We start from the raw sequence: 15840 nt of genomic DNA, 5'->3' as shown, positions 1-15840 counted from the left end.
GCGATCGTCCCGATCAGGCGGCTTCGGCCGCCATCTTTTCGGCCTTCGCCTTCACGTCCTCGATGCCGCCGACCATGTAGAAGGCGGCCTCGGGCAGGTGGTCGTATTCGCCCGCGACGACGGCCTTGAAGGACGAGATCGTGTCTTCGAGGGACACCTGCACACCCGGCGAGCCGGTGAAGACCTCGGCCACGTCGAAGGGCTGGCTGAGGAAGCGCTGGATCTTGCGGGCGCGGGCCACCGTCAGCTTGTCCTCTTCGGACAGCTCGTCCATCCCGAGGATCGCGATGATGTCCTGCAGCGCCTTGTAGCGCTGGAGAACGCCCTGCACGTCCCGCGCGACCTGATAGTGCTCCTCCCCGATCACCGCCGGGTCGAGCAGACGCGAGGTCGAGTCGAGCGGGTCGACGGCCGGATAGATGCCAAGCTCCGAGATCGCCCGCGACAGAACGGTCGTTGCGTCGAGGTGCGCGAAGGAGGTCGCCGGCGCCGGGTCCGTCAGGTCGTCCGCGGGCACGTAGATCGCCTGCACCGAGGTGATCGAGCCCTGCCGGGTCGAGGTGATCCGCTCCTGCAACTGGCCCATGTCGGTGGCAAGCGTCGGCTGGTAGCCCACGGCCGAGGGGATGCGGCCCAGAAGCGCCGACACCTCGGAGCCCGCCTGCGTGAAGCGGAAGATGTTGTCGACGAAGAACAGCACGTCCGTTCCCGACTGGTCGCGGAACTGCTCCGCCAGCGTCAGGCCGGACAGCGCCACGCGCGCCCGCGCGCCCGGCGGCTCGTTCATCTGGCCGTAGACCAGCGCCACCTTCGACTTCGTCAGGTCGTCGGCGTTGATCACGCCCGACTCGATGAATTCGTAATAGAGGTCGTTGCCCTCGCGCGTCCGCTCGCCCACGCCGGCGAACACCGAGTAGCCCGAGTGCACCTTGGCGATGTTGTTGATCAGTTCCTGGATCAGAACCGTCTTGCCCACGCCGGCGCCGCCGAAGAGGCCGATCTTGCCGCCCTTGGCGTAGGGGGCGAGCAGGTCGATGACCTTGATGCCGGTGACAAGGATCTCGGATTCGGTCGACTGGTCGACGAACTCGGGCGCGGGCGCGTGGATCGGGCGCCGCTCTTCGGTCTCGATCTCGCCCTTCTCGTCGATGGCCTCGCCCACGACGTTCATGATGCGGCCCAGCGTGGCGTCGCCCACCGGCATGGTGATCGGGCCGTCGGTGTCCGTCACCTCCTGCCCGCGCACCAGACCTTCAGTGGCATCCATCGCGATGGTGCGCACCGTGTTCTCGCCCAGGTGCTGCGCCACCTCGAGCACCAGACGCTTGCCGTTGTTGTCGGTCTCGAGCGCGTTCAGGATCTCGGGCAGGTGGTCGCCGAACTGCACGTCCACCACGGCGCCGATGACCTGGGTCACTTTGCCTTTTGCGTTCGCCATCCAAGTAACCTTTCAGGCTGGGAGTTTACGATTCATCGCCGCCGGAGGCAGCGGTTTTTTTTTCGGCGCCACGCGAGAAGAGACGCGGCTCCAGAGGTCCTTGAGCCGTCGCGATACGGTATCGACGGCCTGCAACGCCTGCCCGGTCGCGCCGATGTAGACATGGGTGGCCGGCGCGCGGATCCGGGCGGGCAGGCTCAGGTGCGCATACTTGGTCGAGAACCGGTCCAGACCGATGCGGAAGGCCGGGCTGTCCGATCCGCCGCTGTGGTGGTGCAGGAAGAACGGCACCACATAGGCGCGGCCGCCCGCGGCGCGACCCTGCAGGCAGAGGTCCGTGCCGAAAAGATGATACCCCTCCAGGTCGAGTGACGGAAAGGTCATCCGCCGCCGCGGCAGGACGAGAAAGTTCTCGTCCAGCGACTGCACCTCGACCGGGCCGCCCTCCATCCGGTGCGTCCCGTGCGGGTCGCTCAGATGCAGCACGAGTTGCTCCGACCGCCCCGCCGACCAGCCCGCATTGCCCGCCACCGTCCAGAGTGGATCGCGGTCCTCGAGAGCGCGCAGCACGTCGAGCAGCTCTTCCGCCCCCTGATCGACCAGTTCGATGTCATCATGCGTGAAGAGGATATACTCGCCGCGACAGGCGGGGAACACCGCCCGCAACGCGCCGTATCCCTCGAAGCGGTTGGCATCGCGGTTGTCCAGTGCAAGAAACTCGGTGTTGGACGCATCGAACCCCAGCCGCGCGAAGGAAGCGAGCATCCGCTCGTATTTTGCCTCCGAGGCCACGAGCGTGCAGACAGAGAACGACAGCTCGGCTGTCGCTTCTTCCGTCACGTATCGCGGCGCGATGGCTGTCATGTCCCTGTCGTCCCCGGTTCCGTGCGGCTCAGAGCGCCTCGGCGCCCGAGATGATCTCGATCAGCTCGTTGGTGATCGCGGCCTGGCGCGAGCGGTTGTATTCGATGGTCAGCTTGTCGATCATCTCGCCCGCGTTGCGCGTCGCGTTGTCCATCGCGGTCATCCGCGCGCCCTGCTCCGAGGCGCCGTTTTCCAGCAGTGCCGAGAAGATCTGCGTCGCCACGCCCTTTGGCAGGAGATCGGCCAGGATCTCCTCCTCGCCGGGCTCATAGTCGTAGAGCGTGGCGGCTTCACCCTCTTCCGGCGCCTCGAAATCGGCCGGGATCACCTGCGTCGCGGTGGGCACCTGGCTCACGACGTTCTCGAACCGCGAAAAGAAGATGGTGGCGACATCGAACTCGCCCGCCTCGAAGCGGTCGAGCACGTCCTTCGCCACGCGCTGCGCGTCGCCGTAGCCCAGGCGCTTCACCTCGCTCAGGTCGATGTGGCCGACGAAGGCGTCGGACCATTCCCTGCGCAGGGCATCGCGCCCCTTCTTGCCGACGGTCAGGATCTTCACGGCCTTGCCCTGCCGGCGCAGTTCCTCGGCGCGCTGGCGGGCGAGCTTGGCGATGTTGGCGTTGAAGCCGCCGCAAAGGCCGCGCTCGGCCGTCATCACGACCAGCAGGTGGGTCTGATCGCTGCCCGTGCCGGCCAGCAGCTTCGGCGCGGTATCGCTGTCGCCCACGCTGGCGGCAAGCTGCCCCATGACCGCGGCGAACCGTTCGGCATAGGGGCGCGCCAACTCGGCCGCCTCCTGGGCGCGGCGGAGCTTGGCCGCCGCGACCATCTGCATGGCCTTGGTGATCTTCCGGGTCGACTTGACCGACGCGATCCGGTTCTTGAGGTCCTTGAGGCTCGGCATGTGGCCTTGGTCCTTTGTCCCTTGGGATCAGGTCAGCTGAAGTCTTTCGCGTATTCGTCGATCGCGGCCTTCAGCTTGTCGGCGGCCTCCCCCTTGATCTTGGGGTCCTCCTCCGCGATCCAGTCAAGGATGTCCTTGCGCTTGCCGCGCAGGTGCCGGAGCAGGCCATCCTCGAAGCGGCGCACGTCCGAGACCTGGAGCTTGTCGAGGAAGCCGTTGGTGCCGGCAAAGATCACGGCCACGATCTCCGCGTTCGTCAGCGGCGAATACTGCGGCTGCTTGAGCAGTTCGGTCAGCCGCGCACCGCGATTCAGCAGGCGCTGGGTGGCTGCGTCGAGGTCCGAGCCAAACTGCGCGAAGGCCGCCATTTCGCGATACTGCGCGAGTTCCAGCTTGAGCGAGCCGGCCACCGACTTCATCGCGCCGGTCTGCGCGGACGAGCCCACGCGGCTCACCGACAGGCCGGTGTTCACCGCCGGGCGAACGCCCTGATAGAACAGGTCGGTTTCCAGAAAGATCTGCCCGTCGGTGATCGAGATCACGTTGGTCGGGATGAAGGCCGACACGTCGCCGCCCTGCGTCTCGATGATCGGCAGCGCGGTCAGCGAGCCCGCACCATGATCCTCGTTCAGCTTCGCGGCGCGCTCCAGAAGGCGGGAGTGCAGGTAGAACACGTCGCCCGGATAGGCCTCGCGCCCCGGCGGACGGCGCAGCAGAAGCGACATCTGGCGGTAGGCCACGGCCTGCTTCGACAGGTCGTCGTAGACGATCAGCGCGTGCCGCCCGTTGTCGCGGAAATATTCGGCGATGGCGCAGGCCGAATAGGGCGCGAGATACTGCATCGGCGCGGGGTCCGAGGCGGTCGCGGCGACGACGATGGAGTATTCCATCGCGCCGTTCTCCTCGAGCCGCTTGACCAGCTGCGCAACGGTCGAGCGCTTCTGCCCGACAGCGACATAGACGCAGTAGAGCTTCTTCGACTCGTCGTCGCCCGCGGCCTCGTTGTAGCTCTTCTGGTTGAGCATGGCGTCGAGCGCCACCGCGGTCTTGCCGGTCTGACGGTCGCCGATGATCAGCTCCCGCTGGCCGCGGCCGATCGGGATCATGGCGTCGATCGCCTTGAGGCCGGTGGCCATCGGCTCGTGCACCGACTTGCGCGGGATGATGCCGGGGGCCTTCACGTCCGCGACGCGGCGCTCGGACGCCGCGATCTCGCCCTTGCCGTCCAGCGGCTGGCCCAGCGCGTCCACCACGCGGCCCAGCAGCGCGTCGCCCACCGGCACGTCCACGATGGACCTGGTGCGCTTGACGACATCGCCCTCGCCGATGTCGCGGTCGGAGCCGAAGATCACGACACCCACGTTGTCGATCTCGAGGTTCAGCGCCATGCCGCGGATGCCGCCGGGGAACTCGACCATCTCGCCGGCCTGGATGTTGTCGAGGCCGTGAACACGGGCGATGCCGTCGCCGACAGAGAGCACGCGGCCAACCTCTGCCACCTCGGCTTCCTGGCCGAAGGACTTGATCTGCTCCTTCAGGATCGCCGAGATCTCGGCAGCTTGGATACCCATCTATCCGACCTCTTTCATTGCGTTCTGGAGTGCGGCGAGGCGCGCGCGGACCGAACTGTCGATCATCAGCGAACCCACCTTCACGACGAGGCCGCCGATGAGATCCTCATCGACGGTGGCATTGATCTTGACGTCCTTTCCGACCTGGGCGCGCAGCGTCTGGGCCAGCTTCCTCGACTGCTCGTCGCTGAGCGGCCGGGCCGAGACGACGTCTGCCGTCACCTCGCCCTTGTGGCGCGCGATGCGCTCGCGCAGTTCGCGCACCAGTGCGGGCAGCACGAAGAGACGCCGCTTTTCCGCCATCAGGCCCAGCGCGTTGCGCAGGCCCGGCATCACGCCCATCTTGTCGGCAACGGCGAGGATCGCCGCGCCCTGTTCGGCGCGGGTGTAAACGGGCGACGAGATCAGCGCGCGCAGGTCGGCGCTGTCGTCGAGCGCGGAACCAAGATCGTCCACACTGCGTTCCAGCTCGCCAAGCGAGTCGCCCTCGAGCGCGATTTCGAAGATGGCGGTGGCATAACGGGACGCAATGCCAGAGGAAATCGAAGCAGGTTCGGACACGTCCACCCTTCCGCTGTGAAGCCCCCGCATGCGGCACGACACGAGCCGCCCGGGGGCGTTGAGACGCCCGGCCGGGCGCCGGGCCGCAAAATCGGTGTGCGTGTAGCAGAGGCTTTCACGGCGGGCAACAACCTATCCCGCCTTTCGCCGCAAGGCCCCTGTGGCTTGGCCCCCGTGACCCTGGCCGGGCAATGCGCGAACCTGCCTGCGCCGGGACGCCGCGCCGCAGCACTCGCGGCCGGCTCCAGGCGCCCGCGCCGCTGACCGGCACGAAATGCGAAGCGGCGCGCGCGGCCCGCATCCCTTGCGCAGCGAGCCGCGGCAGCGGAACGCCCGGCGCGCACTCGGCCACCCCGGTCCCGGTCACGGCCGCACGGACGCCGGAAAGCGCCCTGGCGCCGATCAGATGGCCCACGCGCCGGTGCGCGGCATCACCGCGGTCCGTCCGGTCCGGACCCCGGCAGGCGAGCGGCCGGTCGCGTTTCGGTTCGATCCGCGCGCCGGCAAGCGCCCCGGTCAGGACCTGCAAGGGCGTGTTCCGGCAGCGGCCGTCCGGCGCGAGGCGCGCGGCGTGCCCGTGCCGGTCTGCCCTTCCCGGACCCGCCAGCAGGCCGCCATGACGCGGTGAATATCCATCGCAGGCATTCGGGCCCCGCACCGGCAGCCTCGCGGCCGGAGGCTCCCCGGGCAAGGCGGTGGCCCTGCGGATCAGGCGGGCTTGGCCTCCGGCGCCAGCACGCCCGCGGGCTCGCGCGCCCGTTCGCGCAGCCCGCTGGGCCGGGGCGGTTGGCGCTTCGTCGCCTCGACGATCAGCACGCCGCCCGCCAGCACGGTGTGCAGCCTGCGGCCCATGCGCTCCCACATCGGGCCGGACTTCATCCAGAAGCGCCGCGTGCTGGGCGGCTGGAAAAGCGCGGCGGCGTGCCGCTCCGGCACGAAGTCATGCGCCTCGATCTGCGTCTCCAGCTGTCCCAGCGAATAGGGACGACCGTAGCCGAAGGGCGTGGCATCCGACCGCGACCAGAGGCCGGCGCGGTTGGGCACCACGAAGATCGCGCGCCCGCCGGGACCAAGCACGCGATGCGCCTCTTCCAGCACCGCCGCGGGGCGCTCGGACGTTTCCAGCCCGTGCAGCATGACCAGCCGGTCGATGTGGCCGGTCTCGAGCGGCCAGAGCGTTTCTTCGCAGAGCACCGAGACATTGGGCATCCCCGCCGGCCACGGCATCACGCCCTGCGGCCCGGGCATCAGCGCGACGACACGGCGCGCCTCGGCCAGATAGGGACGCAGCAGCGGCACGGCGAAGCCGAAGCCCGCCACGGACTGGCCTTGCGCCTCGGGCCAGAATTCGGTCAGCTGACCGCGCACGGCGGCCTGCACCGCCCGGCCCAGCGCGCTGCGATAGTAGAACTCTCTGAGGTCCTGCACGTCGAGATGCATTGCGGCCCCACGGTGCGATCGGTCAAGCTGGACCGACAATAGCAACGGAGGGCCGAAACGCCATGCCCCTGGAAATCGTGACCGTCCACTGTCTGTCGGACAACTACGCCTTTCTCGCGCACGACCCGGAAACCGGCCGCACGGCGGTGGTCGACGTGCCCGAGGCGTCCCCGATCCTCGCCGCGCTCGACGACCGCGGCTGGTCCGCGGATGTCGTTCTGCTCACCCATCATCATGCCGATCACGTGCAGGGCCTTGACGCGATCAGGGCGCGCTTCGCACCGCGGGTGGTCGGCGCCGCGCAGGACGCGCACCGTCTTCCGCCGCTGGACCAGCAAGTGCGCGAAGGCGACACGGTCGAGATCGGCAGCGAGCAAGGCACCGTGATCGAGGTGCCGGGCCACACCGTCGGGCACATCGCGTTCCACTTCCCCGAAAGCCGCGCGGCCTTTACCGCCGACAGCCTGATGGCGCTGGGCTGCGGGCGCGTCTTCGAGGGCACGATGGAGCAGATGTGGCAGAGCCTGTCGAAGCTCGCCGCGCTGCCGCCCGAGACGCTGATCTGCTCGGGCCACGAATACACGCTGGCCAACGGAAACTTCGCCCGGTCCGTTGAACCGGGGAACCGGCGCCTTATCTCGCGTATTGAAGAAAGCAAGAAAGCGCGTGCAGAGGGCCGGCCGACCGTTCCGTCGGCCCTGTCACTGGAGTTGGAAACCAACCCGTTCCTGCGCCCGGACAGCCCCGAAATCCGCTCCAACGTGGGTTTGCCGGACGCCTCCGCAGCCGAGGTCTTTGCAGCCCTGCGCGCGCGCAAGGACAATTTCTGATCTGTCGCGCGGCGGGCGCGCACCGGATCAGGGCAATGTGTCCCACCCGCCCAAGAAAGTGCTTGAAGACCGCCCGTCTTCGACCAAACTTTAACACTCAGAGCCCATGGTGGAAGGGCCTCTTCCCCTTCCGCCCAGACCAGAGGAGCACAGCCCGTGCCGTCTTTCTCGACCACGCTGGAACAGGCAATCCACTCCGCGCTGGCGCTGGCGAACTCGCGGTCGCACGAATTCGCCACGCTGGAACACCTTCTGCTCGCGCTCGTCGACGAGCCCGAGGCGGCCAAGGTGCTCAAGGCCTGCAATGTCGACACCGAAGAGCTGCGCGGCACGCTGGTGGATTTCATCGACGAGGAACTGTCGAACCTCGTCACCGACATCGAAGGATCCGAGGCCGTGCCGACCACCGCCTTCCAGCGGGTGATCCAGCGCGCGGCGATCCATGTGCAGAGCTCCGGCCGCACCGAGGTGACCGGAGCCAACGTGCTCGTCGCGATCTTCGCCGAGCGCGAATCGAACGCCGCCTTCTTCCTGCAGGAGCAGGACATGACCCGCTACGACGCGGTGAACTTCATCGCCCACGGCGTGGCCAAGAACCCCGCCTATGGCGAAAGCCGCCCCGTCACCGGCGCCACCGAGCAGGAGGAAGAGGCACAGACCGCCGCCGAACCCGGCGACCAGAAGGAATCGGCGCTGGGCAAGTATTGCGTCGATCTGAACGCCAAGGCGCGCTCGGGCGACGTGGACCCGCTGATCGGCCGCGACACCGAGGTCGAGCGCTGCATCCAGGTGCTGTGCCGCCGGCGCAAGAACAACCCGCTGCTGGTGGGCGATCCGGGCGTGGGCAAGACCGCCATCGCCGAGGGCCTGGCGCGCAAGATCGTCAAGGGCGAAACGCCTGAGGTCCTGAAGAACACCACCATCTACGCGCTCGACATGGGCGCGCTGCTGGCGGGCACCCGCTATCGCGGCGATTTCGAGGAACGGCTCAAGGCCGTGGTGAACGAGCTCGAGGAACACCCCGACGCCGTGCTCTTCATCGACGAGATCCACACCGTCATCGGCGCCGGCGCGACCTCCGGCGGCGCGATGGACGCCTCGAACCTGCTCAAGCCCGCGCTGCAGGGCGGCAAGCTGCGCACCATGGGCTCCACCACCTACAAGGAGTTCCGCCAGCACTTCGAGAAGGACCGCGCGCTCAGCCGCCGGTTCCAGAAGATCGACGTGACGGAACCCACCGTCGACGACACCGTGAAGATCCTCAAGGGCATCAAGCCCTATTTCGAGGAGCATCATGCGGTGAAATACACTGCCGACGCGATCAAGTCGGCCGTCGAGCTTTCCGCGCGCTACATCACCGACCGCAAGCTGCCCGACAAGGCCATCGACGTGATCGACGAGGCCGGGGCGGCGCAGCACCTGCTGGCCGAATCGAAGCGGCGCAAGACCATCGGCCAGAAGGAGATCGAGGCCGTCGTCGCCAAGATCGCCCGCATCCCGCCCAAGAGCGTCTCCAAGGACGACGCAGAGGTGCTCAAGGACCTCGAGGGCACGCTCAAGCGCGTGGTGTTCGGGCAGGACAAGGCGATCGAGGCGCTGGCAAGCTCGATCAAGCTGGCGCGTGCCGGCCTGCGCGAGCCCGACAAGCCGATCGGCAACTACCTCTTCGCCGGCCCGACCGGCGTGGGCAAGACCGAGGTGGCGAAACAGCTCGCCGACACGCTGGGCGTGGAGCTGCTGCGCTTCGACATGTCGGAATACATGGAAAAGCACGCCGTCTCGCGGCTGATCGGCGCACCGCCGGGCTACGTGGGCTTCGACCAGGGCGGCCTGCTCACCGACGGCGTGGACCAGCATCCGCATTGCGTGCTCCTGCTCGACGAGATCGAGAAGGCGCATCCGGACGTGTTCAACATCCTGCTGCAGGTTATGGACCACGGCACGCTGACCGATCACAACGGTCGCCAGGTCGACTTCCGCAACGTGGTGCTGATCATGACCTCGAACGCCGGCGCCATCGAACAGGCGCAGGCCGCCATCGGCTTCGGCCGCGACCGCCGCGAGGGCGAGGATACCGCTGCGATCGAGCGGACCTTCACGCCGGAGTTCCGCAACCGACTGGATGCTGTCATCAGCTTCGGTGCGCTGCCCAAGGAGGTCATCCTGCAGGTGGTCGAGAAGTTCGTCCTGCAGCTCGAGGCGCAGCTCATGGATCGCAACGTGACCATCGAGCTCACCACAGCAGCCGCCGAGTGGCTGGCCGACAAGGGCTACGACGACAAGATGGGTGCGCGCCCGCTGGGCCGCGTGATTCAGGAGAACATCAAGAAGCCACTGGCCGAAGAGCTGCTCTTCGGCAAGCTGGCCAAGGGCGGGGTGGTCCGGGTGGCCGTCAAGGACGGTGCGCTCGACCTGCAGATCGAGAGCACGCCGAAGCCGCGGCTGTCGTCGAAGAAGCCCCCGCTTCTGACCGCCGATTGATGATCCTGCGGGCCGTCGCGCTCGCCCTCGCCCCCGTGGCCGTGCCGGCCGCGGGGGCGCTTCAGCTTTCGGTGCCCATCGACTGCCCGCCCGACATGGGCTGCTACATCCAGCAATACGTCGACACCGACCCGGGCCCGGAGGCAGAGGACTACGCCTGCGGCACGCTCAGCTACGACGGGCACACCGGCACCGACTTCGCCCTGCCCACGCTGGCTGACCTCGACGCCCGCGTGCCGGTGCGGGCCGCCGCCCCCGGCACCGTGCGCGGCGTGCGCGACGGCAGGGCAGACCGGCTCTACACCCCCGAAATGGCCGAGGCGCTCGACGGGCGCGGCTGCGGCAACGGCGTGGCACTCCGGCACGAGGACGGATGGGAGACGCAGTATTGCCATTTGCGCCGCGGCTCCATCGCGGTCCGGGCCGGCGACACGGTCGCCCGCGGCGATCTGCTGGGCGAGGTGGGGCTGAGCGGGCGCACCGAGTTTCCTCACCTCGAATTCATCCTGCGCCGCGACGGCGCGACCGTGGATCCCTTCGATCCCACGGGCGACGAGGTCTGCGGCACCGCTTCCCCTGACGCGCTCTGGACCGATCCGCCCCCCTATCGCCCCGGCGGGATGCTGGACGCGGGCTTTGCCCCTGCGATTCCCGAATACGCCGCGATCAAGGCCGGGACCGCCAGCGAAACCGCCATGACCACGCAGGCCCCCGCGCTGGTCCTCTTCGGCTTCGCCTTCGGCACGCGCGCAGGCGACGTGATCGCCCTGCGGATCGCGGGCCCGCAGGGCGAGGTGATCGACCATTCCACCCTGCTCGAACGCGACCGGGCGCAGATGTTCCGCGCTGCGGGCACCCGCCGCCCGCCCGCAGGCTGGCCCGCGGGCGACTACCGCGGCACCGTCACGCTCCGCCGCGACGGCACCGAGCTGGAGCGCATCGAGACCACCGTCACCCTGCGCTGATCACCTCGAAACGGTCCACGTCGACCATGCCGTGATCGGTGATCTTCAGGTGCGGGATCACCGGCAGCGCCACGAAGGCAAGCTGCAGGAAGGGCTCCGCCAGCGTCACGCCCAGCGCCTTCGCCGCCGCGCGCAGCTCGACGAGCCGCGCGTGCACCTCCTCGAAGGGCGCAAGCGACATCAGCCCGCCCATCTCCAGCGCCAGTTCGGCCGTCACGCGCCCGCCCTCGGCCACGACGAAGCCGCCCTCGATCTCCGACAGCCGGTTCACCGCCACCGCCATGTCGGCGTAATCCGCGCCCACGCAGACGATGTTGTGATGGTCATGCGCCACGGTCGCCGCGATCGCGCCCCGCGCGATGCCGAAGCCGCGCACGAAGCCGGTGGCGATGTTCCCGTTCACCCCGTGCCGCTCGACCACGGCGATGCGGGCCAGGTCGCGCGCCGGATCGGGGCGCTTGTCGCCATCCTGCGGCACGACCTCCTCGGTCAGGTGGGCGGTGATGATCTTGCCGGGCAGGATGCCGATCACCGGCGTCTCTGCGCGATTGCCGGCGCAGCGAAAACTCTCCGCCGTCACCCGCGGCGCCTTCACGCTGTCCCGCGCCACAGGCGCCACGGTTTCGCGCGCCGCAAAGGCCGCCTCGGTCGCCTCGACCCCGCCGCACCAGACACGCACGGCGCGGCACGCGTCCAGCGACTCCAGCGCGACGATGTCCGCCCGCTTGCCCGGCGCGATCTGGCCGCGGTCCTTCAGCCCGAAGGCCTCGGCGGCAGAGAGCGAGGCCGCGCGATAGACGGCGAGCGGCGGCGCACCGCCCGCGATGGCGAAGCGGATCATGTGATCGAGGTGCCCCTCCTCCGCGATGTCCAGCGGATTGCGGTCGTCGGTGCAGAAGGCCAGATAAGACGCGTGCCGCTCGGTGATCAGCGGCAGCAGCGCCTCCAGATCCTTCGAGACGGACCCCTCGCGGATCAGCACGCGCATCCCCTTGCGCAGTTTCTCCAGCGCCTCCCCGGCCGTGGTCGCCTCGTGCTCGGTCCGGATGCCGGCCGCGAGATAGGCGTTGAGCCCGCGCCCCGAAAGCAGCGGCGCATGCCCGTCGATGTGCCGCCCGCGGAAAAGCTCCAGCTTCGCCAGCACCCCCGGATCGCCGTGCACCACGCCCGGATAGTTCATCATCTCGGCCAGCCCGATCACCTTCGGATGATCCATCAGCGGGGCCAGATCCGCGGCCTCCAGCCGCGCGCCGGAGGTCTCCATCGCCGTCGAGGGCACGCAGGACGACAGGTTCACCCGCAGGTCCATCACCACGCGCTCCGCCGCCTCCAGGAAATAGCGGATGCCCTCCAGCCCCGCGACATTGGCGATCTCGTGCGGATCGCAGATCGCCGTGGTGATCCCGCGCGGCGCCACGCAGCGGTCGAACTCGAAGGGCGTGACCATCGAGCTTTCGACATGCAGATGCGTGTCGATGAACCCGGGCACCAGGATCAGGCCAGAGACATCCGCGACCTCGCGTCCCTCGTAGGCGTCGCAGGTGCCGACGATCGTATCGCCACAGATCGCCACATCGCCCTCCAGCAGATCGCCGGTGACCACGTCGAGAACCCGTGCGCCACGAAGGACGAGCTCGGCCGGCTCCCGCCCCGCGCCCTGGGCGATCAGCGTGGCGAGATCGGGTCGGGACATGCGCGCGCTCCTTGCAGTTGCGCCCCGATCTTCGCCCCACCCGGCCGTTCCGCGCAAGGTCTCCCGCAGCTTGGTGGCGCCTCGACGCGAACGCCCGGTCCTTCCTCTTGCGCGAAATACCCCGGGGGTGAGGCCCGGAACGGGCCGAGGGGGCAGCGCCCCCTTCTTCGGCCCCGCCGTCGCAGCCGCCACTGGCCCCCCGCGCGCGCCCGTGGCAAAAGGCGGATGCACCGCGGAGGACCAGCGCATGAGTTTCGGCAAGGGCCACCACCTGCATCTGATCGACGGCTCGGCCTTCATCTTCCGCGCCTATCACGCGCTGCCGCCGCTGACCCGGCGCTCGGACGGGCTTCCGGTGGGCGCGGTCGCGGGCTTCTGCAACATGCTGCAGCGCTACATCGCCGCGAACGAGGGGGTGGACGCGGCGACGCACCTCGCCGTCATCTTCGACAAGGGCAGCCAGACCTTCCGCAACACCCTCTACGACGCCTACAAGGCCAATCGCGAAGAGATGCCCGAGGAGCTGCGCCCGCAGATCCCGCTCACGCGCCGGGCGACGGAGGCCTTCAACATCCCCTGCATCGAGCTCGAGGGGTTCGAGGCCGACGACATCATCGCCACGCTGGCCTGCCAGGCGCGCGCGGCGGGCGGCCGCGTGACCATCGTGAGCTCCGACAAGGACCTGATGCAGCTTGTGGGCGGCGGGGTCGAGATGTTCGACGCGATGAAGAACCGCCGCATCGACGTGGACGGCGTGCGCGAGAAGTTCGGCGTGGACCCTGCGCGCGTGGTGGACGTGCAGGCGCTGGCCGGCGATTCGGTGGACAACGTGCCCGGCGCGCCCGGCATCGGGGTCAAGACCGCCGCGCTGCTGATCAACGAGTTCGGCGATCTGGAGACGCTGCTGGCGCGGGCGGAGGACATCAGGCAGCCCAGGCGCCGGCAGACGCTGATAGACCATGCCGAGCAGATCCGCCTGTCGAAGCAGCTGGTCACGCTCGACTGCGACGTGGCGCTCGACTTCGGCCCCGACGATCTGGAGCTGCGCGAGCCCGATCCCGAGCGCCTGCTGGGCTTCCTCACCGAGATGGAGTTCCGCACGCTCACCCGCCGCATCGCCGAGGCGCTGGGGGTCGAGGCGCCCGCGGTGCCCGAGGCCGCTCCGCAGGCGGAGGCCGAGACGGGGGGCGACGGCCCCGCACTGCCGGCGCCCGCGCCCTTCGAGACCGGCAGCTACGCCTGCATCCGCGACATGGGCACGCTGATGGACTGGATCGCGCGGGCGCGGGCGCAGGGCTGGGTCGCCGTGGATACCGAGACCACGGGCCTCGACGAGATGCGCTGCGACCTGGTGGGCGTGTCGCTGGCGGTGGCGCCCGGCGAGGCCGCCTATGTCCCGCTCGCCCACAAGGCAGAGGGCGCGGGCGATCTCTTCGGCTCCGACGCGCTGGCCGAGGGGCAGATCCCGATGGACGCGGCGCTGCCCGCCCTGCGCGACCTGCTCGAGGACGACGCGGTGCTCAAGATCGGGCAGAACGTGAAATACGACGCCAAGGTGCTGGCCCGCCTCGGCATCCGCATGGCGCCCTTCGACGACACGCTGCTGATGTCCTACGCGATGTATTCCGGCCTGCACGGGCACGGGATGGACACGCTGGCCGACCGCTACCTCGCGCATTCCTGCATCCCCATCAAGGCGCTGATCGGCTCGGGCAAGGCGCAGATCACCTTCGACCGGGTGCCGATCGACACGGCCACGCCCTATGCGGGCGAGGATGCGGACGTGACCCTGCGCCTCTGGCAGGCGTTCCGCCCGCAGCTGCACGCGGCCCGTGTCACCCGCGTCTACGAGCGGATGGAGCGGCCGCTGGTGCCGGTGCTCGCGCGGATGGAGATGGCGGGCGTCAGGGTGGACCGTGAGACACTGAGCCGGATGTCCGGCGCCTTCGCGCAGAAGATGGCGGGGCTCGAGGCGGAAATCCACGCGCTTGCGGGCGAGGCGTTCAACGTGGGCAGCCCGAAGCAGCTGGGCGAGATCCTGTTCGACAAGATGAGCCTGCCGGGCGGCAAGCGCGGCAAGACGGGCGCCTATGCCACGCCCGCCGACGTGCTCGAGGATCTGGCGACCGAGCACGAACTGGCCCGCAAGGTGCTGGACTGGCGCGCGGTCTCGAAGCTCAAGAGCACCTATACCGACGCCCTGCAGGAGCACATCAATCCAGAGACGGGGCGCGTGCACACCTCCTACGTCCAGTCGGGCGCGGCGACCGGGCGGCTGGCCTCGACCGACCCGAACCTTCAGAACATCCCCGTGCGCACCGAAGAGGGGCGGCGCATCCGCGAGGCTTTCGTCGCGGAACCCGGCAAGGTGCTGGTCAGCCTGGACTATTCCCAGATCGAGCTGCGCATCCTCGCCCATGTCGCGGGAATCGAGGCGCTGAAGGAGGCGTTCCGCGACGGACTCGACATTCACGCCGCGACCGCCTCGGAGATGTTCGGCGTGCCGCTCGACCAGATGACGCCCGAGATCCGGCGCCGCGCAAAGGCGATCAACTTCGGCGTGATCTACGGCATCTCGGGCTTCGGGCTTGCGCGGAACCTGCGCATCCCGCGGGCCGAGGCGCAGGGCTTCATCGACCGCTATTTCGAGCGTTTCCCCGGCATCCGCGCCTACATGGACGACACCGTGGCCTTCGCGAAGGAGCACGGCCGGGTCGAGACGCTGTTCGGCCGGGTGATCCACACGCCGGAGATCACCGCGCGCGGCCCGCGGGCGGGCTTTGCCAAGCGCGCCGCCATCAACGCGCCCATTCAGGGCACCGCGGCCGACATCATCCGCCGCGCCATGGTGCGGATGCCCGCCGCGATCGAGGGGCTGCCGGCCGAGATGCTGCTGCAGGTGCATGACGAGTTGCTCTTCGAGGTCGACGAGGGCGCCGAGGAGGCGCTGATCGCCGCCGCGCGCGAGGTGATGCAGGGCGCGGCGGAGCCGGTCGTGACGCTCGACGTGCCACTGGTGGTGGACGCCGGAACGGGCCCGAACTGGGCTGCCGCGCACTGAGCGGCGAAACCTTCCCGATCACGGCGGGTTAA

Annotated in this window: 11 protein-coding genes; 4 read left to right on the top strand and 7 right to left on the bottom strand. The window is 68.9% G+C overall.

The window, feature by feature from the left end; all coding sequences use genetic code 11:
• Nucleotides 1-13 precede the first annotated feature (13 nt).
• The 6 genes from atpD to ACLFOB_RS00130 all read right to left on the bottom strand — a co-directional run bounded on the left by atpD (nt 14) and on the right by ACLFOB_RS00130 (nt 6778).
• Nucleotides 14-1438 carry a F0F1 ATP synthase subunit beta gene (gene atpD / locus ACLFOB_RS00155; RefSeq protein WP_410917568.1) on the bottom strand — a complete coding sequence of 475 codons (1425 nt, stop codon included), beginning with the start codon at nt 1436-1438 and terminating at the stop codon, nt 14-16.
• A gap of 12 nt (nt 1439-1450) precedes the next feature.
• The gene (locus ACLFOB_RS00150; RefSeq protein WP_410924222.1) at nt 1451-2302 is read right to left on the bottom strand and encodes a hypothetical protein; all 852 of its coding nucleotides are present in this window, start codon (nt 2300-2302) and stop codon (nt 1451-1453) included.
• A gap of 28 nt (nt 2303-2330) precedes the next feature.
• Nucleotides 2331-3206: a F0F1 ATP synthase subunit gamma gene (locus tag ACLFOB_RS00145; protein ID WP_410917570.1), complete on the bottom strand. Its 876-nt coding sequence runs from the start codon at nt 3204-3206 to the stop codon at nt 2331-2333.
• A gap of 32 nt (nt 3207-3238) precedes the next feature.
• The gene (gene atpA, locus ACLFOB_RS00140; protein ID WP_410924220.1) at nt 3239-4777 is read right to left on the bottom strand and encodes a F0F1 ATP synthase subunit alpha; all 1539 of its coding nucleotides are present in this window, start codon (nt 4775-4777) and stop codon (nt 3239-3241) included.
• On the bottom strand, nt 4778-5344 hold the full coding sequence (locus ACLFOB_RS00135; RefSeq protein ID WP_410916273.1) for a F0F1 ATP synthase subunit delta: 567 nt from the start codon (nt 5342-5344) through the stop codon (nt 4778-4780).
• A gap of 702 nt (nt 5345-6046) precedes the next feature.
• A complete protein-coding gene (locus ACLFOB_RS00130) occupies nt 6047-6778 on the bottom strand; it encodes a class I SAM-dependent methyltransferase (RefSeq protein ID WP_410916274.1) in 732 nt (243 codons plus the stop codon).
• A 62-nt stretch (nt 6779-6840) separates the two neighbouring features.
• Here ACLFOB_RS00130 and gloB point away from each other — a divergent pair, with 62 nt between their 5' ends.
• From gloB to ACLFOB_RS00115, 3 genes are all read left to right on the top strand, one after another.
• Complete coding sequence (gene gloB / locus ACLFOB_RS00125) at nt 6841-7608, top strand: hydroxyacylglutathione hydrolase (RefSeq protein ID WP_410916275.1); 768 nt, start codon at nt 6841-6843, stop codon at nt 7606-7608.
• A gap of 156 nt (nt 7609-7764) precedes the next feature.
• Nucleotides 7765-10089, top strand: coding sequence for an ATP-dependent Clp protease ATP-binding subunit ClpA (gene clpA / locus ACLFOB_RS00120; protein ID WP_410924219.1), 2325 nt, complete (start codon nt 7765-7767; stop codon nt 10087-10089).
• Nucleotides 10089-11054, top strand: a complete 966-nt coding sequence (locus ACLFOB_RS00115; protein WP_410924218.1) for a M23 family metallopeptidase — start codon at nt 10089-10091, stop codon at nt 11052-11054. The genes clpA and ACLFOB_RS00115 overlap by 1 nt, the downstream gene beginning before the upstream one ends.
• Here ACLFOB_RS00115 and ade read toward each other — a convergent pair.
• On the bottom strand, nt 11041-12747 hold the full coding sequence (gene ade / locus ACLFOB_RS00110) for an adenine deaminase (protein WP_410924216.1): 1707 nt from the start codon (nt 12745-12747) through the stop codon (nt 11041-11043). The genes ACLFOB_RS00115 and ade overlap by 14 nt on opposite strands.
• Before the next feature lie 247 nt (nt 12748-12994).
• Here ade and polA point away from each other — a divergent pair, with 247 nt between their 5' ends.
• Nucleotides 12995-15808, top strand: coding sequence for a DNA polymerase I (gene polA / locus ACLFOB_RS00105; RefSeq protein WP_410924215.1), 2814 nt, complete (start codon nt 12995-12997; stop codon nt 15806-15808).
• Nucleotides 15809-15840 lie beyond the last annotated feature (32 nt).

The organism is Rhodosalinus sp. (assembly GCF_046542825.1).
Classification (GTDB): domain Bacteria; phylum Pseudomonadota; class Alphaproteobacteria; order Rhodobacterales; family Rhodobacteraceae; genus Rhodosalinus.
The sequence above is the reverse complement of the archived record's forward strand: the minus strand, read 5'-3'. Positions and strand labels throughout refer to the sequence as shown.

Bases quoted from the DNA above. Each gene is read 5' to 3' on its own strand.
- ACLFOB_RS00115 (WP_410924218.1), top strand. From the start codon at position 10,089: ATGATCCTGCGGGCCGTCGCGCTCGCCCTCGCCCCCGTGGCCGTGCCG.
- ACLFOB_RS00145 (WP_410917570.1), bottom strand. From the start codon at position 3,206: ATGCCGAGCCTCAAGGACCTCAAGAACCGGATCGCGTCGGTCAAGTCG.
- gloB (WP_410916275.1), top strand. From the start codon at position 6,841: ATGCCCCTGGAAATCGTGACCGTCCACTGTCTGTCGGACAACTACGCC.
- ACLFOB_RS00130 (WP_410916274.1), bottom strand. From the start codon at position 6,778: ATGCATCTCGACGTGCAGGACCTCAGAGAGTTCTACTATCGCAGCGCG.
- atpD (WP_410917568.1), bottom strand. From the start codon at position 1,438: ATGGCGAACGCAAAAGGCAAAGTGACCCAGGTCATCGGCGCCGTGGTG.
- polA (WP_410924215.1), top strand. From the start codon at position 12,995: ATGAGTTTCGGCAAGGGCCACCACCTGCATCTGATCGACGGCTCGGCC.
- ACLFOB_RS00150 (WP_410924222.1), bottom strand. From the start codon at position 2,302: ATGACAGCCATCGCGCCGCGATACGTGACGGAAGAAGCGACAGCCGAG.
- ade (WP_410924216.1), bottom strand. From the start codon at position 12,747: ATGTCCCGACCCGATCTCGCCACGCTGATCGCCCAGGGCGCGGGGCGG.
- atpA (WP_410924220.1), bottom strand. From the start codon at position 4,777: ATGGGTATCCAAGCTGCCGAGATCTCGGCGATCCTGAAGGAGCAGATC.